Origin of the sequence: Myroides albus, from assembly GCF_024722315.1 — a bacterium.
GTDB lineage: Bacteria > Bacteroidota > Bacteroidia > Flavobacteriales > Flavobacteriaceae > Flavobacterium > Flavobacterium album_A.
In genome coordinates this window covers 123,416-145,137 of sequence record NZ_CP102754.1, presented here as the reverse complement: position 1 = coordinate 145,137, position 21,722 = coordinate 123,416, and the positions used below count along the sequence as shown (strand labels likewise).

The window sequence follows — 21,722 nt, the reverse complement described above, 5'->3', positions numbered from 1 at the left end:
ATGTATTTATCAATCAATTGAATACATTATTAACGAATCACAATTAAATCATAGCCTAGGAATATACTAGTGATCAACTAGAAAGAACTACTTAACTGTTTTTTAGTTGAATCAATGAATACTATTTGTTTTTTATAGAAGAAGGAGAAAATCCAAAATGTTTCTTGAATACCTTGCTAAAGTAAACAGCATCTTCAAAACCAACTGCCCAAGCAACATCAGCAACACTTCCTCCATTTTTCAACAATGCACAAGCCTTTTCAAGGCGAATATTTCGAATGTAATCCGCAGGCGTTTTTCCCGTGATGGTTTTCAGTTTACGAGTGAGTTGACTAACGGATAGAAATATACCTTCTGCTAAAGTATTTACGCTAAATTGCGGATTAGAAATATTGGTTTCTACCATTACAGTTACATCGTCAACGAATTTTCGATCGCGGCTATTCAATTCGGGTGTTTCTTCTGCTGTTGGAAGATTATTTCCATTGAATTTCTTTCGAAGTAATGCTTTAAAAGCTAAAATGTTTTTTACACGGAGTTTGAGTTCCTGGAGTGAAAACGGTTTGGTTAGGTAATCATCTGCTCCAGTTTCTAACCCAATTAGCTTGTCTTTTTGTTCTGCTTTTGCCGTAAGCAACATAATTGGAATATGAGAAGTGGCTATATTGTTTTTGAGTGTTTCACACAATTCAAGTCCATCTGTATCTGGCATCATCACATCACTAATAATTAAATCGGGAAGTAATTCTTTTGCGAGTCTTATTCCATCCGTACCATTTGACGCTTCCTCATAGCGGTATTGGCTACCTAGATTCTGAACGATGAAAGAACGAAGTTCTGGTTGATCTTCTATAATAAGCAATAAGTGTAAATCGTCAGCAAAAAGTGGACAATTAAGATACTATAAATAAGATAGTGTTTTCAAAAAATGATAACTTTATAATTATGGGAAGAGTCAGTAAGAAAACACCAGAAAGTATGGTAAAAGATATCCGTAAAAATACGCGTAGACTATTTACCTCAGAACAGAAAGTATTGATTGTAATAGAAGGATTACGAGCAGAGCTATCTGTATCAGAACTATGTAGAAAATACTCCATTAGTCAAACTCAGTTCTATAAATGGAATAAAGAGTTTTTAGAGGCAGGTAAAAAACGATTATCAGGAGATATTACAAGAGAGGCTACCAGTGATGAAGTAGCAGAGTTACGCAAAGAAAATGCAAAACTAAAAGAGGTAGTTGCAGATTTGGTATTGCGTTACGATATTGTAAAAAAAACCTTAGACATGCTGGAATAAATGAATTATATCGCAAGTATATGAGACTAACAGCAGCAGAGAAATATGAGCTAATCCAAAGTGTAACCACAAGTGAATTGGGAGTTAAAAAGACTCTTGAAGAGTTTGGTATTCCTAAAAGCAGCTTTTATAAATGGTATAAACGTTACTTAGAAAAAGGATATGATGGATTAGAAAAAAGTAAGCGAATAAGTAATAGGCAATGTGTAAATCGTCAGCAAAAAGTGGACAATTAAGATACTATAAATAAGATAGTGTTTTCAAAAAATGATAACTTTATAATTATGGGAAGAGTCAGTAAGAAAACACCAGAAAGTATGGTAAAAGATATCCGTAAAAATACGCGTAGACTATTTACCTCAGAACAGAAAGTATTGATTGTAATAGAAGGATTACGAGCAGAGCTATCTGTATCAGAACTATGTAGAAAATACTCCATTAGTCAAACTCAGTTCTATAAATGGAATAAAGAGTTTTTAGAGGCAGGTAAAAAACGATTATCAGGAGATATTACAAGAGAGGCTACCAGTGATGAAGTAGCAGAGTTACGCAAAGAAAATGCAAAACTAAAAGAGGTAGTTGCAGATTTGGTATTGCGTTACGATATTGTAAAAAAAACCTTAGACATGCTGGAATAAATGAATTATATCGCAAGTATATGAGACTAACAGCAGCAGAGAAATATGAGCTAATCCAAAGTGTAACCACAAGTGAATTGGGAGTTAAAAAGACTCTTGAAGAGTTTGGTATTCCTAAAAGCAGCTTTTATAAATGGTATAAACGTTACTTAGAAAAAGGATATGATGGATTAGAAAAAAGTAAGCGAATAAGTAATAGGCAATGGAATAGTATTCCTGAGAGTCAACAGAACTTAGTTGTTGAGATAGCTTTAGAATATCCTGAATTATCTTCACGAGAATTAGCTTATAAAATTACAGATGAACAAGGTATCTATATCTCAGAGTCCAGTGTTTATAGAATATTAAAGAAGAGAGATTTAATACCCGCTCCAAATCATATTCTAATAGAAGCATCTAATGAATTTAAAGATAAAACACAGTTTGTACATCAAATGTGGCAAACAGACTTCACGTACTTTAAAATTATTGGATGGGGTTGGTATTATTTAAGTACGATTTTAGACGATTACAGCCGTTATATTATTCATTGGGAACTATGTGACTCTATGGAAGCTAATGATGTAAAAAGAACCGTAGAAACAGCTATAAACAAGGCAAAACTCAAATCAAAAGCAAAACCTAAGTTGTTATCTGATAACGGACCTTGCTACATCGCAAAAGATTTAAAGATCTTTTTAGAGAAGGATATGAAAATGAAGCAAGTACATGGGAGACCTCTACATCCTCAAACACAAGGAAAAATTGAGAGATATCATAGAACAATGAAAAATGTTGTAAAACTTAATAATTACTATCATCCTGAAGAGCTAATAGATGCTATTGAGGTTTTTGTAGAAAACTACAATAATAACAGATATCACGAGGCAATTGGAAACTTAACTCCTAAGGACGTATATTATGGAAAATCAGATAAAATATTAGAAAAAAGAGCTGTTTTAAAACAAGAAACTTTAACTAAAAGAAGACAGTTGTATAATCAACAAAAATTAATAAATTTATAACTAAAACACTATCTTATGCTTACGTCCTAAAAGTCTACATTAGTTTGAAGACATACAACTATACTGAATACTCCCTGATAGTATAGGTTGAACTCTTTCTTTTGTATCTTGTATTACTTGTTTTATACCAAGCATAGCAGATTGTTCATTTATAAGATTAGTTTTCAACTCCTTTTTTAAGGACTTTAAAAACTTAGTATTTCTTTTGTAATGCTTAGCAAACCATTTAGAAATATATTTTTCAAAATCATTTTCTTTATGCTTGGATTGATGCAAACTAAACAAAGGTTCGGCATCAAGTAAAGAACCATAAGTGAGATTTTCTTTTTGGAAATTTAATGTTGAATGCATTATATTCTGAAAAGAATCAGATTGATAAAAATCTTTGATACATAAGCAATAAATATTTACTTGGTAGTGATTAATTCCCTTAGTGATCCATTTGCATTTACGAATATTATTTAATTCATCAATATCGTAAAAACAAAGGGTAATAATAGGATGATTGAGCAAGTTATTCTGTGAATAAAAAACAAAACCCACTAATTTTTTTTTGATTAATTCTTCAAGTTCATGTTTTAGTTCGCTTGATAATTTTAAGCTTTCAAGCTTGTTAATGAAGGATTTCATAATTACAGTATTTAAGGTTAACAACTGCAATTTCTTAACTTGATTCAAGGTAATCTATTCAATTAAAAGATATTATAGTTTGTGATGCGAATAGTATATCTTCTACAAAAAGTTCATTTTTATGAATCTAAAAAATTATAAAGAAACTATTATTTGGTTTGGGATGATACGCATATTCATCGATTTAATGACTTGCATTGTTGAACTAAAAACTGATCAAGATAATACTCAGGCTGATTAAATGTATATTTTATCCCTGATATAGAATAGTTTACCAATATGTAAGAAGGTACTTTTATATAAACCTTAAATAACTTGAATTATGAAAGCAATCAAAATCCCCTTAGAATCACATTTGTGGACTAAAAGAGGCATCAAATGCCCTTATAAAATTATTAAAGAAATGTTTTCTTCCTACAGCTTAGAAAGCTATAAGACATTTTTAAATGAGTATTCATATTATGTATTAGAAATAAAAAAACGGTATAAAGGAACTGCTGGAGATATAGTATATAGATTTTTCATACTCCATTCTGTGTTTAGAGCATGCTATACTATTTTTAAAAAGCCTAAAGGGTTTGAGAAACGAAATTTAACTATCCCTAAAACAGAAGATTTTAATGATTTCTACTTAGGCTCTCTCACATTAGAAGAATACTTAAATCCTTATATGACCTTTAAGAATATTTTTACAATGGTTAGCCTAGAAGATTTAGATTATTTTTCAGCTGATTATATACAAGATGCTTTAAAAGAAAACCGAATTTTTGAAGTACACTACCAAATTCCTCCTATCTATTTATATAAGCTACTAGATGCTTGTTGGTTAATTTATAAACGAAGTTCTTATCCACAACGAAATGACATTTAAATCATCGAGATGTGTCTTTGTCCTTACAAATTGAAAATTTGAACCGGAACAAAGATCACTCGTTTTTCTCCCGAAGGTCGCAAAATTGGTAAGACGATGAAAAGAGAACACAAGATAGAATTTAGAGTTACCCTAACGGAATCTCTGCTTATAAAAAACAAAGCAGATAAAATTGGTTGTAGCGTTTCTGAGTACCTGCGTAGTACTGCACTTGGGTACGCACTTAGCTACAAACTAACACAAGATGAAATTGAAGTTTACAAACTCCTAAACAAGTTTGCTGATAACTTTAGAAGAATTGGTAACCTGTTTAAATTTGGTGATACCACAGGCGTAAAAGAAGTTACTATTGAAACTGCAAACTTAATTAGAGATCATCTTCAAAAACTAAAGTAATATGATAGCTAAAGCAAAAACGTGTATTGGAGGAACAGCTCTTTTTAATTATGTGATTAATCCAAAAAAAGGTTATGAACTTGTTAGAAACAATCTTTCGGGGGAAACTCCGAAAGATATGTTTCAAACTATGCAGATTCTACAAAATCAAAACTCACGCTGTAAGAACAATACAATCTCCGTTGTTATCTCACCTACTATTGAAGATAGTAAGAAGATGACAGATAAAGATTTAAACAATCTTGTTCATGATTTTTTAGTTGGTTTAAAGCTAGATCCCAAAAATGCGCAATACATTGCTTTTGTTCACACTGAAAAAGAGCACAAGCACATTCACATACTGGCTAATCGTATTGATGAAAATGCAAAGGCATTAAAGGATAATTATATCGGATTTCAAGCCCAACGTATTGCTCATGAAATAGCTTTAAAATATGGTTGGACCTCTATGAGACAAGAAAACGAAAACAAAAAAGAACAAGTAAAAGCTAATCAGAAACAAATAGCCCAAGAGATTAAAAAAGCGCACTACCATGTTTTAAAAGAGCAACCTAAAAGCTTACAACAGTATATTGATATGATGCGTATGCATCAAATAGAAGTAAAACCAAGTGTAAACAAACAAGGCAATATTCAAGGATACCGGTTTATTCACTTATCCACTAACACAAATCTAAAAGCAAGTGAGGTTGATCGCAATCTAAAACTAAATGAACTGTTTGAAAATAATACTCCCAAACATAGTGATGATTTATTTTACACTGTTCTACTTAAAGATCAAGACAAGCACATATCATTTGAGAAATGGAACACCAATACAGTAAGTCTGTTTAGTTTTCTAAACTCCTACGGAAATTACTATGAGGACTATACTCCTGATATCAATAAAAAGAAAAAACGAACGATAAGACGATAGTTATGGCAAAGCAGCAACCAACACTTACAGAACTCACTGAGCTACTTTTTAAACAAGTAGTTTACTTGCAAGAAACAATGAAACATAACATAGCTCAGCAAGTTGAGCTATCTAAAAGAATAAAGAATATTGAAGTTAAAGTAAACGTGTCTGAACTTAAAAAAGTAGAGGAAGAGCAAACAGAACGACTTCACTCTTATCTGAATCATTTTTGCGTTAGATTACAAGCAATTAATGAACAGCATTACAAAGTAAATAGGTCTATTAACTCAAAGAAGATTCTATACCTAGTATTACTTAATATCTTCTTTTTCTTGGTTGCCTGTTTGTGCATATACAAACTGAAATAGCAACATTGTTAGGTGAAGTATTTCAAATATTAGTTTTTTGTGTAACTTTACGATTCAATCTTTTTTAAATCAATGGCTTTATCTTATGAGCCTTCTTAACTCAGCTATTAATTATGGAACATAAAATACACCAAGGAAGAAATGTAAAGCGTTTTAGAGAAATGCTTGGAATCAAACAAGAGGTTCTTGCTTTTGATTTGGGAGAGGATTGGAATCAAAAGAAGATATCAGTATTGGAACAAAAAGAAGTAATTGATAATTCATTACTGCAACAGATTTCTAAGGTACTTAAGATACCTGTTGAAGCAATTGAAAATTTTGATGAACAGCAGGCGATTAATATAATATCAAGTACATTTAATGATATTAATTATAATCCTATTTTCAATAATAGTTCTATTGATGCAATTGTGAAGCTTCATGAAGAAAAGATTGCTTTGTATGAGCGTATGCTTAAAGAGAAAGAAGAAATGATGAATCGTTTAGAAAAGTTGATTCAAAGTAAATAGACATTAGATTATATCGTATATAATAAAAAAAGGTCGAACTACTATGAAGGGTATTCTACCTTTTTTGTTTTTAGGTAATTAGTCGAACCTTAAAAAGTCATTTTAAACATTTTATTCCAAAATAGTAAGTAGGTTATTGTATGAAAAGCTTCTTTAAAAAAGAGCCAAAAAGATGATTTACATTTGTTAATCACTCTTTTAAAATTAAATGCAGCTGCTGCTAACATAATATTGATATTATCTCCTACAATCCCTTTATAGAAGTTACGATTTAATCTATGATCTGTTTTAAGGTGACCTATTACAGGTTCTATTGCTGCTCTTTTTTTGTGAGCATTACTCAATATTCTTACGTTTGTAATAACTATCTGATTTTTTAGGTGTTGATGGAATCAGAATTTCTGTTTCTCCTACCTGTTTTTTACCTTTATAATCACGATCAACTTTTGCGATTTTAGGAGCTTTACCTGTTAGTTTTTTTACCTGCTCTAATACAGCTTCTAAGGTGTGACCATCATATTCATTACGGAATCCCAGTGCTCCTACTATTACTCCTGAGTCTGTTTTGACAAATGAGGTCTTATTGCCAAATTCATACTTCTTATGTTCTTTGCCTTTTCAGATACAGCATACTGCTTGTTCATGTAAGGAGTAAATTTTGTTCTTTGAACTCCTAGTTTGGGACAGCACTTGTTGATACATTTCTAATTCTTTATGATGTACTGAATCAGGCGCTAATTTTCTCTGAAGTTCTCTTACAAGTCGTCCTGCTATTGTTTTTACTTTCCTGTCAGCTTTCCTTGCTTTTACACTATTTTTAGGGTGATTTCTAAAACGCTGAGATATGGATAACTTCTTTAAATTTCGGGTATAAGTCTGTCTGACTTCTATTTTTTCTCGTTCTGTTATTGACTTACATTTTTTTATAATTTTTCTATGAAGCTTAGCATCTGTGGGTATCCACCCTAGCAAGTACATCTTGTGAGGTATAAAAATTATTCTACAGCGTCAGAGATTGCCTTTTTATAGTTATGAGGATATAAATCTGTAATATTCTTATGATTGATAGATTGAATATTTTCTAGAACATATTTAAGCCATTGATATGGATTAACATCGTGTTTTTTGCAGTTAGCAAAAAAGGTATAAGCCATCGCTGCTCTTTGCGCTGCATCGTGTGATCCTGCGAACAAGTAATTTTTACGACCAAGCGCTACAGGTCTAATAGCGTTTTCTACAAGATTATTGTCAATCTGTAGATTTCCATCATATAAGTACGCACTCAGATTATCCCATCTAGTTTGAGAGTAAGCAAAGGCCTTGCCTATTTGACTTTTAGGAAGTGTAAGTTTCATTTGAACAAACATATACTTACCAAGTTCATTGATGATAGGTAAACTCTCTTTTAGACGAAGCTCTTTGATTTGATCAGGTGTTAAGTTTTGTTCCTTCGCCTTTTTTTCCACAGCATATAGTTTCTGTATTTCTATAAGTACATGCTGTGCTTTTGCGATTTTGTTGTCAAGAGCTCTTTCAAACTCACGACGAGCATGTGCCCAACAACCAAGATGCGTTACATCTGACTTAGCTCCATAGGCTTTGTATCCGCTATAACCATCGGTTTGCAGATATCCTTTGAAGTTTTCTAATACAGGTAGTGCAGCGCTACCACTACGTGTGGGACTGTAATTGAACATTACGAGTTTGGATATAGGTGCGTGATACACCCAATAATACCCAAGATGAGATTTATCTTTCTTTTTCTCATCTAAGACTTTGATGGTGGTTTCATCAACTTGAAGATATCCTTCATTTTTGATGTCCAGCAGAAGCTTTTCATATAGTGGTTTTAAAGCATCCATGCTTTGAGTTGCCCAGCCATCTATAGTAGAAGAAGCTATATCGATATTTTCTCTTGAAAAGCGTTGCTTCTGGCGATATAGTGGAAGGTGATCTACATACTTGTCAACAAGTATTGTAGATAATAATCCTTCTGAAGGTATTCCTTTATCTATAATTCGCTCTGGAAGCAATGCAATACTAATTTGAGTGTTGTCTTTATCTTTCGTGGCGTATTTATATCGGATGTACCGTTTGATTTTAAAGTAACCTGGAACATAATCTAACACATCTGTAGTTTCTTTACCAATACAAATCTTATCAGATAAATCTCCCTCTGGGTAGATTTCTATTTCTTCTACTGGTAAATGATCAGGTAGTTTAGCTCTTCCTGGATGTTTTTTCTTCTGACGAGAATAAGTGATCTCTTGTTTGATTACTTCTTCTTGTTCTTCCAAGACTGCTTGCTGAACCTCTAAAGGCAACTGTGTTTGATTAGGGTCTTCGAAACGCTCGCGTTTTTGTCCAAATTGCATGCGTCGTAAAAGATCTACTAAGCGTTGGAGTTCTTGCTTTTCTTGTTCTAGCTTAGATGTCTTTTGTTCTAGCTTAGATGTCTTTTGCTCTAACTTAGATGTCTTTTGCTCTAACTTAGTATTTATTTTGTCTTGTTTGGAAATAGTCTTGGACTGCTTTTTTATAAGCGCCAAAAGTTGTTCTTTCGATAAGTTTTCTAAGTCTATTTCCATGAAGTAAAAATACGTCAAAAGCCTTAAATATACAAGGTTTTAACCTGTTTTACTTCAATGAAAAACGCCTTTTTTGGTTACTTTTGATAACCTGGATTCCCTCTACCATCAGTACTAAATCACTCCAACTTATTTGAGCTTTACTATGCGTGGGAAAAGCAAAAGTTCCTTGTTCTAAGCGTTTGTGGTATAGTACAAAGCCTCCTGCTTCCCAATGCAAGAGCTTCATTTGATTACAGCGTCTATTGATAAATATATAGACACTCCCGTTATGAGCTACTTGATGAAGTTCATTCTGGACAAGTCCACAAAGGCTATCAAAACTCTTGCGCATATCACAAGCTTGTCTATACAAATGAAATTGATTAGAACTACTCAAACTAAACATTATACTAAGTTTACTAATGAATATAGTTCGCTAAGATTGTCTGTTTGTACACGTAGCTTTACACCATTGGGATATACGATTTCATATTCTTGACTATTGCTTACTTGGTCTTTTGTCACAGTTATAAAATTATTGTCTAATTGTGTTGACTCTGACTTTGCCTTATACTTAACCACCCAATAACTAAAGGTTGCTAATTTAATTCCTACACTTTCACAGTATCTTGATTGCGTTAATCCACTTGTTCTCCAATCCTCTACATGAGAATACATTATTTCTTGTTTGCTCATCTATTTATTATTTGAAACAAACTTACTACCTTAAGTTAGCTTATGAAATATGTGGTTGCTCGCGTGGATACATCTGTGGGGTAGGTGATGTTTTTTCTTGAACGGTGGTATCTATATTTACATTGTCATCATCTTTATCTTCTTCATTTACACGAATACTTTCTTTTAAGATTAATTCCACTCCAGATTCTCCTATTCTATTTCGAAAATGAACTAACTCCGAAGCTTCACATGGTTTTCCTGTAGCGAAAGATTTTTCCCCACAAAAATATTGGTAATAGTTGTTTTCGCTCCATTGAGCCACTACAACTTCATCTGATACATTGCGAAGATGTTTTAAAATTAAAAGTCCAACCATTAATCTAATTAGTTTGGCTGGACGACCTTTTCCACTAATATATAACGGCGAAAAAGCTTGTTCAAAAACGTTCCAATCTATTTTATTAGCCAACTTATATAAGCCGTGTTTTCGATCTAAGATCTCTTCAAAAGTTGATAAAAAACTCACTTGATTTGGGATTTTATTGTGTGCTAACATTGTAAATAATTTGCAAGGTTTAGACTCGAAAGATACTAGATCTTGCAATGTTTTTCATTAAAAAACAATCATATTACAATGATTAACAATAAGATGGGGTGTTTTTAAGGACTGACTATTTATAGATAAGTGGTTTTATCTCTTTGCTGAATGAGTTTACAAGCATCCAACATTTTATGAAAGTTCAGCATTGAAACATTACAACAATAGTCTTTATGATATAAACTATTAGCCATTGTGGCTAAAATTAAGTCAAAGAATGATTTACTTATTTGTTCAATGGTAAATCGATTAAAGACATTCACAAATACTATGTAGAGATTCTTATATTCATCATTATTAAGATACTTCGATTTTCTTAATTCTTTCTCAGATACTTTCGAAACAGTAAGTCCTTTTTTATTCATTCTATAACCTATTTTATTAATGTGGTTAAGAGTAAGATTGAACCAAAAATTAGCAGGAGTATAGCATAGAGATAAACGGGTGGATTGTTTTTTCGTTTTCTTGCTTTTTCCATTTTAGCTAAGGCTTTAAAATAGGATTCAGACAATTCGCCTTGCGTATCTAAAGCCTTCATCTGATCCATAAAGTGTAGTACGAAACTAAAATACACCTCTGCTTCTTGTTTTCCTTCTTCATTGTTTTTGGATAGTAGATCATAAGTTATTAAAATATTATTTTTCAAACGAATCCTTAGTCCCGGAGCAGGATTATCCCAATTCAACCAAGTGAACTTCAAGTCTATCCAATAGGAGTGAATTTTTGCATAGGGAATATCTCCAAATACTTTGGATTGTATTCCTGATGAAGTAAGGCTTACGGTTTCGCGTCCTTGGCGTGTAGATTGAATAATCTTAAAAACACAATACCCACAAATCATTACTATCAAAAGGATAATAAAAAAAGTAGCTAACTCAATATAATTAGAGTTTTTAATCAAGAAAAAACTTTCAATAAGGAGTAGGGATATAAGCAGTGCAAATCCTCCTATAATAGCACCAAGTAGTCTGTAAATGTATTTGACTTTGATCAATCTAAATTTAAAACTTGCTTTTTCCATCTGTTTTTAATTTTTCATAGTTCTATTTCCATGTATTTCTGTACTATTTGCTTCGTATAGGATCCAGGAATCGGAAGTTCTGTTACAGCCAATTTTATTGGATAGTTTCCAATCTGTATTATCATTTGTGGTCTATCTAATTTGATGATTCCTTTGTATTTAACTTTCAATCCTACCTCAAAAACAAAGGCAAAAGTAATTGTTCCGGATACTGTTACCTGTTTTTGTGTTCCCTGCATTAATTCCTGCTTTTGTTCCGAGAGCTGGATATAACGCACTCCATAACACAGCAGAGAGTGAGGGAGTCTAGTGATTTCTACTTCAGCATTTGTCAATATAGCTGAATTGATTATCCTATATCCTCCAGAAATGAGATAACTAAAATCAACGGAAACTTCCTCACCATTATCAAACTTGAAACTGAATCCTTGCCTGCGTCCACCTACTCCGACCAGCTGCCCTCGGATCACTTCTTTTTTAGAGTGTATTTTATCTTTTTCAAACAATATTGCTTTCTTGCGATATGCCAAGAACATCCATCGAAAAGCAAATATCGTAATCCATACCGTGAAGATAGCAAGCGTGCCAAAAATTAATACTACTAATCCTAAATCAATGATCTCCGCATCTTTTATGCTGTAACGATTTGACCGTATTTCATCATAAACCAAACGAATAAGGAGGTAGCTTAAGTAAGTTAAACAACCAGTAAGTATCAGACCTACCCACTTATTTGCTTGCGCAGAACGATAACGCATGATTAAGTCTTTTCTTTCTTTTTTGCTAAGTGTTTGTTTGTTTCTAATCATTTTTTATCTATTTTCAACTCAAATGTAAACTCACAGTCTCTACCTTCAGGATGAATTATCCGAATGTATTTCTTTTGAGATTCTTCATCCACCTCAAAATAAACTATACTGTTTTTAGCTATCGATTGTCCATTAAGTTTTGTGTTCTCGGCAATATGTGCCTGAATTGGCTTTCCCTCTTTGCTGAGAACAATTTCTCCACACACGGGCAACTCTGCTATATATTGGACATCCAGCAGATGACCTCTTATAGTTTCTTCCCTTAGATACACACTCCAATCTTTATCAAAAACAAACCCAAAAAAATCTGTAGATTCTGAAAGTGTTACCCACCAAATATCGTCTAAAGTAGCGTGTTCTTTTTTCTTAACATCAAATCTATTGCGCCATCTTATGCGTGTCCCTTTGGGTAAAGAAAGCCTAGGAAAGTCTAAATCTGTATCCAACACCGTGTTTTGTGTACGCTCTAGCTTACGATCATTGAGTTCCGCCCGCCATTTATAAAACACCTGATTGTCTAAATAAACGTAAGCACCATATATTCCTAGCATCAGGATTAATCCACCTATAAAGATTAGGAAGCCACTTCCTATCTTACCGCCTAAAGAAGTAGTGACTATAAACCACCTTTTAGCTAAGAATAGTAACAGCCCTCCTATTAAGAGGTAAACATACCAGAGCGTAATGGCAAAGTAATAGATCAAGTATAATATTCCTACCATAGTTTTCTTAATTCAGCTTATTCAATTTTTTTTAAATATTACAAATCCCTGTGAGGGGATGCTCTCAAAAAGCACGATATAAGTTTGAGGAAGCACAACGTCTTTAATTCTATCAAATTTAATATCTTCATACAAAAACCAAGACTGCTCTTGATAGGGTACAGATATGCCTTCTGCTTGTGGGAAGTTTTGTGTGAAGTATCGACTGCTCCAATCTGCAGAAGAGGTTGTAAGTTTTTTGTCACTCTGTTTGTCAAACACATGGAATCTTACGGTTTGTATTTCGGAGTCATCTGTTTCAGGCTCTACAGTCAACTTGATATAATATTCTTCCAAAAAATCATCTAATATAAAGCTGGTTTGCGCTTTTGCCAACTTAAGCATACCTAATACGATAATTAAAGTTGTTAACCAATGGGAACCTATATATAGTGTTTGTTTTCTCATTCGAATACTTATTGATTTTTATGTGATGTCCCTTTAATACGTTTTCTTATTTCTATTGCCTCTTGCAATTCTTTTATTGAAGAGTCTGTGATTTCCTCTGGGGGAGTTTCAACTGGATCCCCATTTCCGTTATGCTTATACAGATGAAATGAAAAAGTAATATCTTGATCATTATTTAAAAATTCGACAATAGTTTTTGAGGCTATTTGAAAACTTTCTAGATCCATTCCTTCACTTTCCATAGCTATAAGATACCATTTCGGTTGAGAAGCCTGTAGCTGTTTAGAATGGCTGCGATTGTTAAACATGGGTGCATGTCGATACAGCTGCTTTTTAAGTTCTGCTTCGGATTCGAAAATAAAATGTCCAACAAATTGTAAACCTAAGTTTGAGGCAGTCTCTTTTTCCTCGCTATTGTCCAATAGAAACTTGATAGATTTAGATTCTTTTGGGTTTCCTATTCCAGAGCTTTTAAGTTGTTTCCAAACTCCATTTTCATTTTCTAGAGACAGATAGAAGTTTCTCTCTTTCGGATGAGTCAAAAAGTTCAGGATCTGCGTATCTGTATTCAGTGCGTTCAACTGATCTAGCTCCTCAATTTTTGTACTCTTGATATAGGGAACTAAGTGAAGCTTGGCTAAGCTATCGTTGGTGTACATATATATTGCGCCCTCCTTCGCAATTGCATTTCTTAACAATACGGGATACTGGTCCATACGTTGCTGAGAATATGTCATCATATCTCTCATAGGTTTTGTCTTGTAATATTCGATTATTTTACCGCCAAAAAATCGAGCAAACAAGACAAAACCAATAATAAAGCTGAAAGGGATCACAATATTCTTTCGTAGTTTTTTCTTCCGAGCTTTAGCAATTGCCCGAATTGCTGTCTCATATTCGTTTTCCTGCGGTGAAAGAGAAGGAGAGGAGATTGTCTTTTTTGAAGAAAAACTAGTTTCTTTATTCAAATTCTGTTTATAAACCTCCCAATACCTAGTGAAATCAGATAAGAATTTTAAGTACTCTTCCAGTTCGGTGTTGTTTTGGTCAGGCTTGGGGTGAAACCGAATGACTTTTTCGTTCTGTAATTTTATTTTTAGAGTTGGAGAAGCCATATTCCAATTTATCCATGGTAAGCTTTGCCTTATGCTGTAGCTATTGATGTCCTCAAATCGGATAATACCGAAGTATTGGGAATTGAAACGATTTGTTCTTAGAATTATCTTTTCAGGTTCTGCATATTTTGCACGAACTTTCCGCCATTTCCAAACACTGTAAATTATATTGCCTGTCATTGACATTAGTACAAAGCCTATTAAGTATAAGATGTAAATAGATTGACCTTGATACTTCAGTAAAAAGATGACAGGGACAACAATCATCAGTAACAAACCTCCAAACAGACTCAGCAAAAAAAAGTAGGTTGGTTGAAGTTGTGTGATATAGAAGCGATATGTTTTTAAGTTTTGCATCCCTTGACTTAGTCGTTTGTTCATACCTCAACTACCATTGTGATGATGTGGTATTAACTAATTAATATGAGCAAAAATATGTTAATAAATAGATATTCTTATTATATGAAGCGTCTACAAAGTATCTACATATAAGTTTAATTATTGATTGTTAGTCTTTTACAAGTGTTAAATCGAAGGTCTATTTTTTGTTCTATATTTGACAACAATCAGAAATAGAATGAGAAGAACTTGTTTTTTTTATATATGTTTAATACAGTTCCTATACGTTGTATGGACGCCTTCGTTTGCTCAAAAAGCAATAAGTGATTCGCTGGAGGTATTGCTGTCCAATTCTCAGTTAGACACCCAAACTCGAATTTTAAGCTTGTGTCAATTGGCAAATAGCATTTCATTAGCCCACCTTGATAAGGCTATTCAAACTAATAAAAAAGCCATTGTACTAGGCCAAAAACACCAATATACAGACGGTCTCTGTCTCGCATGGTCACAGCAAGTGCAGTTTGAAATGATCCAAAGGGATGGCATAGCTGCTCAGAAAGCTGCTGACAGTATGTTCTACTATGCACAAAATGCATCTAAACTTTATAAAGGAATTGCCTATTTCAGAATGGGCTATTTGCAAAATTTACAAAACAAACCTGAAGATGCATTTGAGAGTTGGGAAAAAGCTATTCCCCTACTGGAAGAGAATAAAGGACAAAAGTACTTGTCAAATATTTATTACCTAAAGTTCGGAATATATTCGGAGCGTGAAAATCAAAACGACGCAGCAAGATATGTCTGTTTAGCACTGGAAACTGCACAAAAAAGCAAAGATATAGATGCGCAGATCAAAGCTTGGCAGATTAACGGTACCCATGAAGTAGATTTATTTGAACGAAAAAGGGACACTTCTCGTCTTCAGACTGCAGAAAATGCTTTTGAACAATCCATTTCACTATACAAGCAACATGAGACTTCTATTAAGAATCCAAGTGTTGTGGCTCTTTCTGCACTGTATCTGGCGAACTTGTACCTGGAATATGATTCTTCTTTAAAGAAAAAAGAGATAATAGAATACGTGAATCTTGCTTTACGAACTTCGAAAGAAGTCAACAATATTGAGATGCAGGCTAACGGATATGCAATACTCGGCAAAATCCATATGCAGGCTTCAGATTGGTCTAAAGCCGAAAAAGCACTACTAACACAAAAGGCCTTAGCTAACTCACTGCCTTCGTCTAATTATTATTTAGAGTTGAATAACTTGGAATTGTTGGCTAACCTGTATGAAAAAAAGGGAAATACGCAAAAAGCTTTAGACTATTATCAAAAATATATAACGACTTATAAAAAAGTATTCGACTCGAAACAGACCGAAATTATTCAACAGCTGGAAGCTCAATATGAGAATGACAAAAAGAGTAAAGAATTGGAATTGCTACACCAAAAAAATGCTTTTCAAAAAAGACAGACTTGGCTGTATAGTGCCATAGCACTTATTACTATAACAGGATTATTGTTTTTGTTTGTAGCGTATAGGTTTAAACTAAAATATGCTTTGGAACGGGAAAAGCTTCAAATTGAGGAAGCGGCAAGATTAAAAGCTGAACAAACTTTAATCGCACAGGAGAAAGAACAATTGCAAAAGGAATTGATGGTCGGGATGCTGCAAATAGAACGTGGTGCCGAATCGCTCAAGGAATTAAAAGAAAAAATAGAAACTGCCAAAAGCCAACATCCCCAGCTCAATCAATTTATCAAAGAAGAACTGAGAATCAACAATGATTTTGACCTGATCCGCTCAGAAATACAAGATATTCACCCAGATTTTTTCAAGCAATTACAGGATAAAGCCTCTGAAAAACTAACCCAAACCGATCTGCGCTATTGTGCTTATTTTTCCCTCCAATTTTCCACTAAGCAAATAGCCGAACTCTTAAATGTTGCACCCAAAAGTGTCCGCATGGCAAAATATCGTTTGAAACAAAAATTTGAATTGGATAAGGAAGATGATTTCGATGCTTTTCTTCAGGGTTTGTCGTAATTCATCAATTAACTTCCTTAATTTCAATTTCTTTAAGCGCTCTTTTGTTGAAGGAATAATATCATCATATTCTTCATAATTTTCAATCACACTCTCCAACATATTCTTTGCCAGCAGTTTATTGCCTTTGGTAGCATACGTGTCCGCAATCAAGATGAAACTCTTGGCCACACCCAGTAATCATGCTCCTCCATATTATTGACCAGATCAAAGACCATTTCCTGAGCTTTGTCCTACTGTTTGTTTTTATACTGTAGTCGTCCTATACAATAACGTGCCTCTGCATCAATAACTGTCTTGCTTATCATTGTCGCCAATTCTGTTTTACTTCATAACAAACGCTTTATCTCCTTTCTTTAGCAATGCCTGTGCACTGTACAAATGTGCCCTAGCTATATCTTCCTCAGATAGTCGATCAGAATTCTCTATCAAATACACATACTTCTCCACTTGATCCAAGTCTCCTATATGTAGGTAATATTTCTTCAAGTTCTGATGTAATCTCCAGTTTTTAGAGGTGCACAATCGCTTCATTATATTCCTCCAAGCTCATGTATAACGCAGCTGCCGTCAGCAAGGTATTCTCTGTATATTTGCTCGTCCAGTCATTCAGAATAATGTTAAGATTCTTTTAGCCATTTTAAAGGCTGCTAAAGTGGTGTTTTCTGTTGACATATCTTTACTCAAACTCCATCCAATAACCTTTCTATCATATAAATCTATTACTGTATGTAGTTAGATAAATAACCCCTTCTTTAACAGCGATATAAGTAATGTCAGACACCCAGGCTTTCCCTGGTTCAGTTTGTGTAAATTGTCTATCTAAAATATTATCAACCACTAAATAATTGTGTTCAGAGTCTGTGGTTATTCTATATCTACGAGTTAATTTACTACGTAATCCTAACTCTTTCATGTACTTAGCAATAGTTAGTTTAGATATGTTACTAATATCGATTTGGATTTTTTTATACAAATAAATTTGAATCGAAAGAACATTATTTTTACGTTTATAATCAATTACTAATGTGGTTGTTATGCAAAGGTGCTAATTACTCTACTGACAATAAATATTTTAAAGGAATTAGTCGATTAGATGAACTGTTTGAACGTGCATGTTACTATCAATTATTTGATACATTTGTTGAACTAGGTTTTACTCCTATCATTGATGATAATATAAATTTTCTGAATGAAGCTAACATTTATGAAAAAGTAGTGTTTGAAAAAAACAGCTTTAAAATTACTTTATATTATCAGAGCTTACCTATAAATTTAACAACAATTAAAAAGCATACAAATAATTTAAGACCTGATTTTATTATTGAGTTTGATGATTTATCTTATGTTATTTTAGACGCAAAATATAAAAAACTAAATAATATAGAAAAGTATGATTATGAAAATTTAGCTTTAAAATATTTACATAGAATTGGGCCTAAAGAAGGAGGATATCTGAAAGCAATCGCTTTGTTAAGGATCAATCTCAAAAGTTGTGTGTGAATTAAAAACTACAGATCTTTGTAATAATAAATAATAACCGTGGAAAACTATATTGAGTTTGTAAAAATGATTTTACCTGAGTTTTTAGTAGAACATTTTGATTTAGTAAAAACGATAAAACAAGGTGAAACAATGCACCTATATTTTGAAGAATTTAATAGAGTCCCGGATGAAGCAAAAGACCGTATTCTTATAGGTCATGGATTTCATAATGAAACCACAATACAAGATTTTCCTTTACGAGGAAATAGTGTTTATCTTCATGTCAAGCGTCGTCGTTGGTTAGATAAAACTACTCGCGAATTAGTACAGAGAGATTGGAATCTAGTAGCAAAAGGCACTCGTTTAACTGATGAGTTTGCCTCTTTTTTAAAAGAAATTAATAGATACTAAGGCAAGTGATTGCCATACAATAGGAGGTTTCTTTAATATTGATGGTAAAAAATTACAACGCCAATACAAAGATTCACTAAGTGATTTTCAAGCTTGGGAACATAAAGAACACGCTAAAGACTATCTTCTTTTTCCTGAAAACATAGGTCCTAAACTATCAATAGACGAAACAGCTTTGTCAAAAGGTGAGCTCTATACAATTATTACAAACAAATATAGTAGAGGAAAGCAAGGAAGTATAGTAGCAATTTTTTCTGGCACTAAAGTAGAGCCTATTATAGAGAAGCTTCTTACAATCTCCTCTAAGACAAGATCTAAAGTTAAGGAGATAACACTTGATATGGCAAATTCTATGAAAAAAATTGTTACGAAGTGCTTTGTTAATGCAACACAAGTAACAGATCGTTTTCATGTACAGAAACTAGTAAATGAAGCATTACAAGATATTAGAATACAAGAACGTTGGAATGCTTCAGATATTGAAAACAACTTAATCCTACAAGCTAAAAAAGAAGGTAAACAATTTATTCCAATAGAATTTGATAATGGAGATACAGCTAAGCAACTACTTATAAGAAGTAGATATCTACTAACTATGGATCCAAGTAAATGGACTACTAATCAAATGCAAAGAGCAGATATATTATTTAATCAATATCCTTTGATTAAACAAGCTTATAATGTAGCGCAAAACTTAAGAATAATATATAACACAACCACAGTAAAAGAAGTAGCTTATACTAAACTGGCTCATTGGTACAATGATGTTATGAAGATTAATTTAAAACAATTCGGCACTGTTATCAATACAATGCAAATCAATTATAAAACAATTCTTAACTATTTTGATAATAGAAGTACCAATGCCTCTGCTGAATCTTTTAATGCAAAAATTAAAGCATTCAGAGCTCAGTTTAGAGGTGTAAGAGATATTGATTTCTTTTTATACAGATTGACTAAGCTTTATGCCTAAACACAACTTTTGAGATTGATCCCATTTAGATTGATTTACAATGGATTATTATGATATATTTAAAAATAAAAAAATCCGTAAGTAATTGATACTTACGGATTTAGGCACATTCTGATACCCTAAAAGTCGGGGTGGCAGGATTCGAACCTGCGACCTCCTGGTCCCAAACCAGGCGCGATGACCGGGCTACGCTACACCCCGAAAACTTAGCGGAGAGACAGGGACTCGAACCCTGGCATCGGTTACCCGATGACAGATTAGCAATCTGCTCCGTTACCACTCCGGCACCTCTCCGTTGCTTAGATAATTACTTCTCTAATGCGGATGCAAACATACTGCGACTTTTTGATTTCTGCAAATAGATTATTGGAAAAATATCAACCTTTTTTGCGTATAATCTTTATCGTGTTCGTTATTAGTAAGATATGTTTTTGTTAAAAATAAGATTTTTACTCTACTTGTTTTAATTAGGATCTTGGTAGTCGTAAATATTGGATTAAACCTTGTGAAAATAAGATGAGGTTAGTTCTAAAAGGAAAGGGTACGCTAACTGCATTAGCCCAAATTGACTGTTTTGTGAAATGTCTATATTCTTAGAAATATGCTATCAGTGGATTATCTTTATTTACATTCGAGAAGGAGAAAAGCCTTTATGTTTTATTTTGCTTTTATAATTGACTCCTTATATTTTGGATTCATTACTTTTGTATTTCTATTACGTAATTTTTTATGGATAAAGTAAAAGAACACTGGGAAGGTGTTTACAATACAAAAACTGCGGACCAAGTGAGTTGGACGCAAGTTAAGCCTGTTCATTCACTCAAGTTGATAACTGATTTTAATCTACCCAAAGATGTTAAGATAATCGACATTGGTGGGGGGGATAGTAACCTTGTTGATCATTTGATAGAAGCAGGTTATACAGATATTACTGTTTTAGATATTTCTAAGTCAGCCCTTGAACGTGCAAAGAAAAGGTTAGGGGACAAAGCTCATCAAGTAACTTGGATAGAAAGTAATATTACGGACTTTCATCCAAGTGAGAAGTATGCTATTTGGCATGACAGAGCCGTTTTTCATTTCTTAACTGCACAAGAGGCAAAACAGTATAGCGAATTGGTAAGTAGTGCAGTAGAAGGAGGAATTATTATGGCAACATTTTCAAAACAAGGTCCTTTAAAATGCAGTGGGTTAGAAATTATACAGTATAATGCAGAAGATATTAGCAACCTATTTGAAGGACATTTTAGTCTGCAGGACTACTTCTATAGTGATCACATGACTCCATTTGAGACTACACAGAACTTCGTTTATTGTCGTTTTTTAAAAAATAAATAATATAATATATGGGATTTAGTAAAGATATTGCTTTCGATACCGATCGTTTGCATTTTGAGATAGTAAGTGAAAAGTATAAACAAGATATTTTTGATGCTTTGACACCTGTGGTAGCAAAGTTTCTTCCTTTTGTACCGACGGGGAAACTCGAAGATACACAGGGCTTTATCGATTATAGCTTAGGTCAATTAGAAAAAGGACTTGATATCACATTGGTAGCAAGCAATAAAGCGACAGGTGAGTTTATCGGTTGTTGTGGTTTACACGATATTAACGATGAGTCAATTTCACTTGGAATATGGTTGAAAGAAGCTGCTTTCGGCAAGGGATATGGTACTGAATTGATTAAGGGGTTGGAAGATTACACTAAGTATAATTTAGATGTAGATTACTTAATCTACAATGTTGAAAAAGACAATAGTGGAAGTATAAAAATAGCTGAGAAGTTAGGATATGTGTATCACAATTCATTTGTTAGAAACATCAGTGAGGAGAAAGTATTGAATATGTTACAGTATCGAAAACCCAATGCGAAAAAATAGATTGATTTACTTTT

At 33.1% G+C, this 21,722-nt stretch carries 27 protein-coding genes, 2 tRNA genes and 2 pseudogenes; 14 read left to right on the top strand and 17 right to left on the bottom strand.

All coding sequences use genetic code 11. From position 1 onward, the window contains the following. Positions 1-121 precede the first annotated feature (121 nt). Entirely contained in the window at positions 122-862 is a 741-nt protein-coding gene (locus NWE55_RS00780; RefSeq protein WP_258204453.1) for a response regulator transcription factor, read from the bottom strand. An 83-nt stretch (positions 863-945) separates the two neighbouring features. On the opposite strand from NWE55_RS00780, the gene NWE55_RS00775 reads away from it, so the two are divergent. The 3 genes from NWE55_RS00775 to NWE55_RS00765 all read left to right on the top strand — a co-directional run bounded on the left by NWE55_RS00775 (position 946) and on the right by NWE55_RS00765 (position 2,941). Then, the gene (locus NWE55_RS00775) at positions 946-1,299 is read left to right on the top strand and encodes a transposase (protein ID WP_160339549.1); all 354 of its coding nucleotides are present in this window, start codon (positions 946-948) and stop codon (positions 1,297-1,299) included. Between the two features lie 20 nt (positions 1,300-1,319). After that, positions 1,320-1,535 carry a helix-turn-helix domain-containing protein gene (locus tag NWE55_RS00770; protein ID WP_258204452.1) on the top strand — a complete coding sequence of 72 codons (216 nt, stop codon included), beginning with the start codon at positions 1,320-1,322 and terminating at the stop codon, positions 1,533-1,535. Between the two features lie 48 nt (positions 1,536-1,583). Further along, positions 1,584-2,941 (top strand): IS3 family transposase gene (locus tag NWE55_RS00765; RefSeq protein WP_373425571.1). Its coding sequence is split into 2 segments (ribosomal slippage): positions 1,584-1,899 and positions 1,899-2,941, totalling 1,359 coding nucleotides; the frame shifts between segments, so codons are not numbered across the junction. Between the two features lie 39 nt (positions 2,942-2,980). On the opposite strand, the gene NWE55_RS00760 is transcribed toward NWE55_RS00765, so the two are convergent. Then, a complete protein-coding gene (locus NWE55_RS00760; protein ID WP_230381565.1) occupies positions 2,981-3,571 on the bottom strand; it encodes a hypothetical protein in 591 nt (196 codons plus the stop codon). Between the two features lie 322 nt (positions 3,572-3,893). On the opposite strand from NWE55_RS00760, the gene NWE55_RS00755 reads away from it, so the two are divergent. From NWE55_RS00755 to NWE55_RS00735, 5 genes are all read left to right on the top strand, one after another. Beyond that, positions 3,894-4,442: a hypothetical protein gene (locus NWE55_RS00755; protein ID WP_155093249.1), complete on the top strand. Its 549-nt coding sequence runs from the start codon at positions 3,894-3,896 to the stop codon at positions 4,440-4,442. 96 nt (positions 4,443-4,538) lie between these two features. After that, positions 4,539-4,838, top strand: coding sequence for a plasmid mobilization protein (locus tag NWE55_RS00750; protein WP_155093250.1), 300 nt, complete (start codon positions 4,539-4,541; stop codon positions 4,836-4,838). Between the two features lies 1 nt (position 4,839). Then, entirely contained in the window at positions 4,840-5,754 is a 915-nt protein-coding gene (locus tag NWE55_RS00745; RefSeq protein ID WP_155093251.1) for a relaxase/mobilization nuclease domain-containing protein, read from the top strand. A gap of 2 nt (positions 5,755-5,756) precedes the next feature. After that, positions 5,757-6,104 carry a hypothetical protein gene (locus NWE55_RS00740; RefSeq protein WP_155093252.1) on the top strand — a complete coding sequence of 116 codons (348 nt, stop codon included), beginning with the start codon at positions 5,757-5,759 and terminating at the stop codon, positions 6,102-6,104. A gap of 113 nt (positions 6,105-6,217) precedes the next feature. Further along, positions 6,218-6,613, top strand: a complete 396-nt coding sequence (locus NWE55_RS00735; protein WP_155093253.1) for a helix-turn-helix domain-containing protein — start codon at positions 6,218-6,220, stop codon at positions 6,611-6,613. Positions 6,614-6,702: 89 nt separating this feature from the next. Here NWE55_RS00735 and NWE55_RS00730 read toward each other — a convergent pair. The 11 genes and pseudogenes from NWE55_RS00730 to NWE55_RS00680 form a co-directional block, all read right to left on the bottom strand. Continuing rightward, positions 6,703-7,570 (bottom strand): annotated as a pseudogene (locus tag NWE55_RS00730) (transposase); the annotation flags it as partial. Positions 7,571-7,608: 38 nt separating this feature from the next. Continuing rightward, positions 7,609-9,201, bottom strand: coding sequence for an IS66 family transposase (gene tnpC, locus NWE55_RS00725; RefSeq protein ID WP_258204451.1), 1,593 nt, complete (start codon positions 9,199-9,201; stop codon positions 7,609-7,611). A 49-nt stretch (positions 9,202-9,250) separates the two neighbouring features. Continuing rightward, entirely contained in the window at positions 9,251-9,589 is a 339-nt protein-coding gene (gene tnpB / locus NWE55_RS00720; RefSeq protein WP_258204221.1) for an IS66 family insertion sequence element accessory protein TnpB, read from the bottom strand. Next, positions 9,589-9,879 (bottom strand): IS66 family insertion sequence element accessory protein TnpA, encoded by a 291-nt coding sequence (gene tnpA / locus NWE55_RS00715; RefSeq protein WP_258204220.1) that lies wholly within the window; start codon positions 9,877-9,879, stop codon positions 9,589-9,591. Before tnpA ends, tnpB begins: the two co-directional genes overlap by 1 nt. A 71-nt stretch (positions 9,880-9,950) precedes the next feature. Continuing rightward, a pseudogene (locus NWE55_RS00710) lies at positions 9,951-10,417 on the bottom strand (transposase); the annotation flags it as partial. 119 nt (positions 10,418-10,536) lie between these two features. After that, entirely contained in the window at positions 10,537-10,824 is a 288-nt protein-coding gene (locus tag NWE55_RS00705; protein WP_230381566.1) for a hypothetical protein, read from the bottom strand. Between the two features lie 8 nt (positions 10,825-10,832). After that, positions 10,833-11,480 carry a hypothetical protein gene (locus NWE55_RS00700; protein WP_155093254.1) on the bottom strand — a complete coding sequence of 216 codons (648 nt, stop codon included), beginning with the start codon at positions 11,478-11,480 and terminating at the stop codon, positions 10,833-10,835. A gap of 14 nt (positions 11,481-11,494) precedes the next feature. Further along, on the bottom strand, positions 11,495-12,289 hold the full coding sequence (locus tag NWE55_RS00695) for a hypothetical protein (RefSeq protein WP_133711962.1): 795 nt from the start codon (positions 12,287-12,289) through the stop codon (positions 11,495-11,497). Then, positions 12,286-13,011, bottom strand: a complete 726-nt coding sequence (locus NWE55_RS00690; RefSeq protein WP_155093255.1) for a hypothetical protein — start codon at positions 13,009-13,011, stop codon at positions 12,286-12,288. The genes NWE55_RS00695 and NWE55_RS00690 overlap by 4 nt, the downstream gene beginning before the upstream one ends. A 21-nt stretch (positions 13,012-13,032) precedes the next feature. Next, complete coding sequence (locus NWE55_RS00685) at positions 13,033-13,458, bottom strand: hypothetical protein (protein WP_155093256.1); 426 nt, start codon at positions 13,456-13,458, stop codon at positions 13,033-13,035. Positions 13,459-13,466: 8 nt separating this feature from the next. Further along, the gene (locus tag NWE55_RS00680; protein ID WP_258204450.1) at positions 13,467-14,954 is read right to left on the bottom strand and encodes a hypothetical protein; all 1,488 of its coding nucleotides are present in this window, start codon (positions 14,952-14,954) and stop codon (positions 13,467-13,469) included. A 352-nt stretch (positions 14,955-15,306) separates the two neighbouring features. Here NWE55_RS00680 and NWE55_RS00675 point away from each other — a divergent pair, with 352 nt between their 5' ends. Beyond that, positions 15,307-16,959 (top strand): helix-turn-helix transcriptional regulator, encoded by a 1,653-nt coding sequence (locus tag NWE55_RS00675; protein WP_196216234.1) that lies wholly within the window; start codon positions 15,307-15,309, stop codon positions 16,957-16,959. Between the two features lie 324 nt (positions 16,960-17,283). Here the strand turns inward: NWE55_RS00675 and NWE55_RS00670 are convergent, their stop codons facing one another. Together NWE55_RS00670 and NWE55_RS00665 are read right to left on the bottom strand one after the other, a co-directional pair. Continuing rightward, entirely contained in the window at positions 17,284-17,493 is a 210-nt protein-coding gene (locus tag NWE55_RS00670; protein WP_155093259.1) for a hypothetical protein, read from the bottom strand. A 175-nt stretch (positions 17,494-17,668) separates the two neighbouring features. Next, entirely contained in the window at positions 17,669-17,875 is a 207-nt protein-coding gene (locus tag NWE55_RS00665; RefSeq protein ID WP_258204449.1) for a hypothetical protein, read from the bottom strand. Positions 17,876-17,985: 110 nt separating this feature from the next. Between NWE55_RS00665 and NWE55_RS00660 the strand changes: the two genes are divergently transcribed. The 3 genes from NWE55_RS00660 to NWE55_RS00650 are packed head-to-tail and all read left to right on the top strand — an operon-like array spanning position 17,986 to position 19,828. Continuing rightward, positions 17,986-18,462, top strand: a complete 477-nt coding sequence (locus tag NWE55_RS00660; protein WP_258204448.1) for an McrC family protein — start codon at positions 17,986-17,988, stop codon at positions 18,460-18,462. Between the two features lie 39 nt (positions 18,463-18,501). Continuing rightward, entirely contained in the window at positions 18,502-18,855 is a 354-nt protein-coding gene (locus NWE55_RS00655; protein ID WP_160339156.1) for an ISAon1 family transposase N-terminal region protein, read from the top strand. Further along, the gene (locus tag NWE55_RS00650; protein ID WP_444850889.1) at positions 18,845-19,828 is read left to right on the top strand and encodes an ISAon1 family transposase; all 984 of its coding nucleotides are present in this window, start codon (positions 18,845-18,847) and stop codon (positions 19,826-19,828) included. The genes NWE55_RS00655 and NWE55_RS00650 overlap by 11 nt, the downstream gene beginning before the upstream one ends. Before the next feature lie 126 nt (positions 19,829-19,954). Here NWE55_RS00650 and NWE55_RS00645 read toward each other — a convergent pair. Both NWE55_RS00645 and NWE55_RS00640 read right to left on the bottom strand, forming a co-directional pair. Further along, a tRNA-Pro gene (locus NWE55_RS00645) sits at positions 19,955-20,029 on the bottom strand. 9 nt (positions 20,030-20,038) lie between these two features. Beyond that, a tRNA-Ser gene (locus tag NWE55_RS00640) sits at positions 20,039-20,122 on the bottom strand. A 435-nt stretch (positions 20,123-20,557) separates the two neighbouring features. On the opposite strand from NWE55_RS00640, the gene NWE55_RS00635 reads away from it, so the two are divergent. Together NWE55_RS00635 and NWE55_RS00630 are read left to right on the top strand one after the other, a co-directional pair. Continuing rightward, on the top strand, positions 20,558-21,166 hold the full coding sequence (locus NWE55_RS00635) for a class I SAM-dependent methyltransferase (RefSeq protein WP_155093279.1): 609 nt from the start codon (positions 20,558-20,560) through the stop codon (positions 21,164-21,166). A gap of 8 nt (positions 21,167-21,174) precedes the next feature. Next, on the top strand, positions 21,175-21,708 hold the full coding sequence (locus NWE55_RS00630; protein ID WP_155093280.1) for a GNAT family N-acetyltransferase: 534 nt from the start codon (positions 21,175-21,177) through the stop codon (positions 21,706-21,708). Positions 21,709-21,722 lie beyond the last annotated feature (14 nt).

Coding starts and splice junctions, on each gene's coding strand:
- NWE55_RS00635 (WP_155093279.1), top strand. CDS start 20,558: ATGGATAAAGTAAAAGAACACTGGGAAGGTGTTTACAATACAAAAACT.
- NWE55_RS00680 (WP_258204450.1), bottom strand. CDS start 14,954: ATGAACAAACGACTAAGTCAAGGGATGCAAAACTTAAAAACATATCGC.
- tnpC (WP_258204451.1), bottom strand. CDS start 9,201: ATGGAAATAGACTTAGAAAACTTATCGAAAGAACAACTTTTGGCGCTT.
- NWE55_RS00690 (WP_155093255.1), bottom strand. CDS start 13,011: ATGGTAGGAATATTATACTTGATCTATTACTTTGCCATTACGCTCTGG.
- NWE55_RS00735 (WP_155093253.1), top strand. CDS start 6,218: ATGGAACATAAAATACACCAAGGAAGAAATGTAAAGCGTTTTAGAGAA.
- NWE55_RS00630 (WP_155093280.1), top strand. CDS start 21,175: ATGGGATTTAGTAAAGATATTGCTTTCGATACCGATCGTTTGCATTTT.
- NWE55_RS00770 (WP_258204452.1), top strand. CDS start 1,320: ATGAGACTAACAGCAGCAGAGAAATATGAGCTAATCCAAAGTGTAACC.
- NWE55_RS00705 (WP_230381566.1), bottom strand. CDS start 10,824: ATGAATAAAAAAGGACTTACTGTTTCGAAAGTATCTGAGAAAGAATTA.
- NWE55_RS00740 (WP_155093252.1), top strand. CDS start 5,757: ATGGCAAAGCAGCAACCAACACTTACAGAACTCACTGAGCTACTTTTT.
- NWE55_RS00685 (WP_155093256.1), bottom strand. CDS start 13,458: ATGAGAAAACAAACACTATATATAGGTTCCCATTGGTTAACAACTTTA.
- NWE55_RS00755 (WP_155093249.1), top strand. CDS start 3,894: ATGAAAGCAATCAAAATCCCCTTAGAATCACATTTGTGGACTAAAAGA.
- NWE55_RS00670 (WP_155093259.1), bottom strand. CDS start 17,493: ATGAAGCGATTGTGCACCTCTAAAAACTGGAGATTACATCAGAACTTG.
- NWE55_RS00700 (WP_155093254.1), bottom strand. CDS start 11,480: ATGGAAAAAGCAAGTTTTAAATTTAGATTGATCAAAGTCAAATACATT.
- NWE55_RS00665 (WP_258204449.1), bottom strand. CDS start 17,875: ATGAAAGAGTTAGGATTACGTAGTAAATTAACTCGTAGATATAGAATA.
- tnpA (WP_258204220.1), bottom strand. CDS start 9,879: ATGAGCAAACAAGAAATAATGTATTCTCATGTAGAGGATTGGAGAACA.
- NWE55_RS00660 (WP_258204448.1), top strand. CDS start 17,986: ATGTGGTTGTTATGCAAAGGTGCTAATTACTCTACTGACAATAAATAT.
- NWE55_RS00750 (WP_155093250.1), top strand. CDS start 4,539: ATGAAAAGAGAACACAAGATAGAATTTAGAGTTACCCTAACGGAATCT.
- NWE55_RS00695 (WP_133711962.1), bottom strand. CDS start 12,289: ATGATTAGAAACAAACAAACACTTAGCAAAAAAGAAAGAAAAGACTTA.
- tnpB (WP_258204221.1), bottom strand. CDS start 9,589: ATGTTTAGTTTGAGTAGTTCTAATCAATTTCATTTGTATAGACAAGCT.
- NWE55_RS00760 (WP_230381565.1), bottom strand. CDS start 3,571: ATGAAATCCTTCATTAACAAGCTTGAAAGCTTAAAATTATCAAGCGAA.
- NWE55_RS00745 (WP_155093251.1), top strand. CDS start 4,840: ATGATAGCTAAAGCAAAAACGTGTATTGGAGGAACAGCTCTTTTTAAT.
- NWE55_RS00775 (WP_160339549.1), top strand. CDS start 946: ATGGGAAGAGTCAGTAAGAAAACACCAGAAAGTATGGTAAAAGATATC.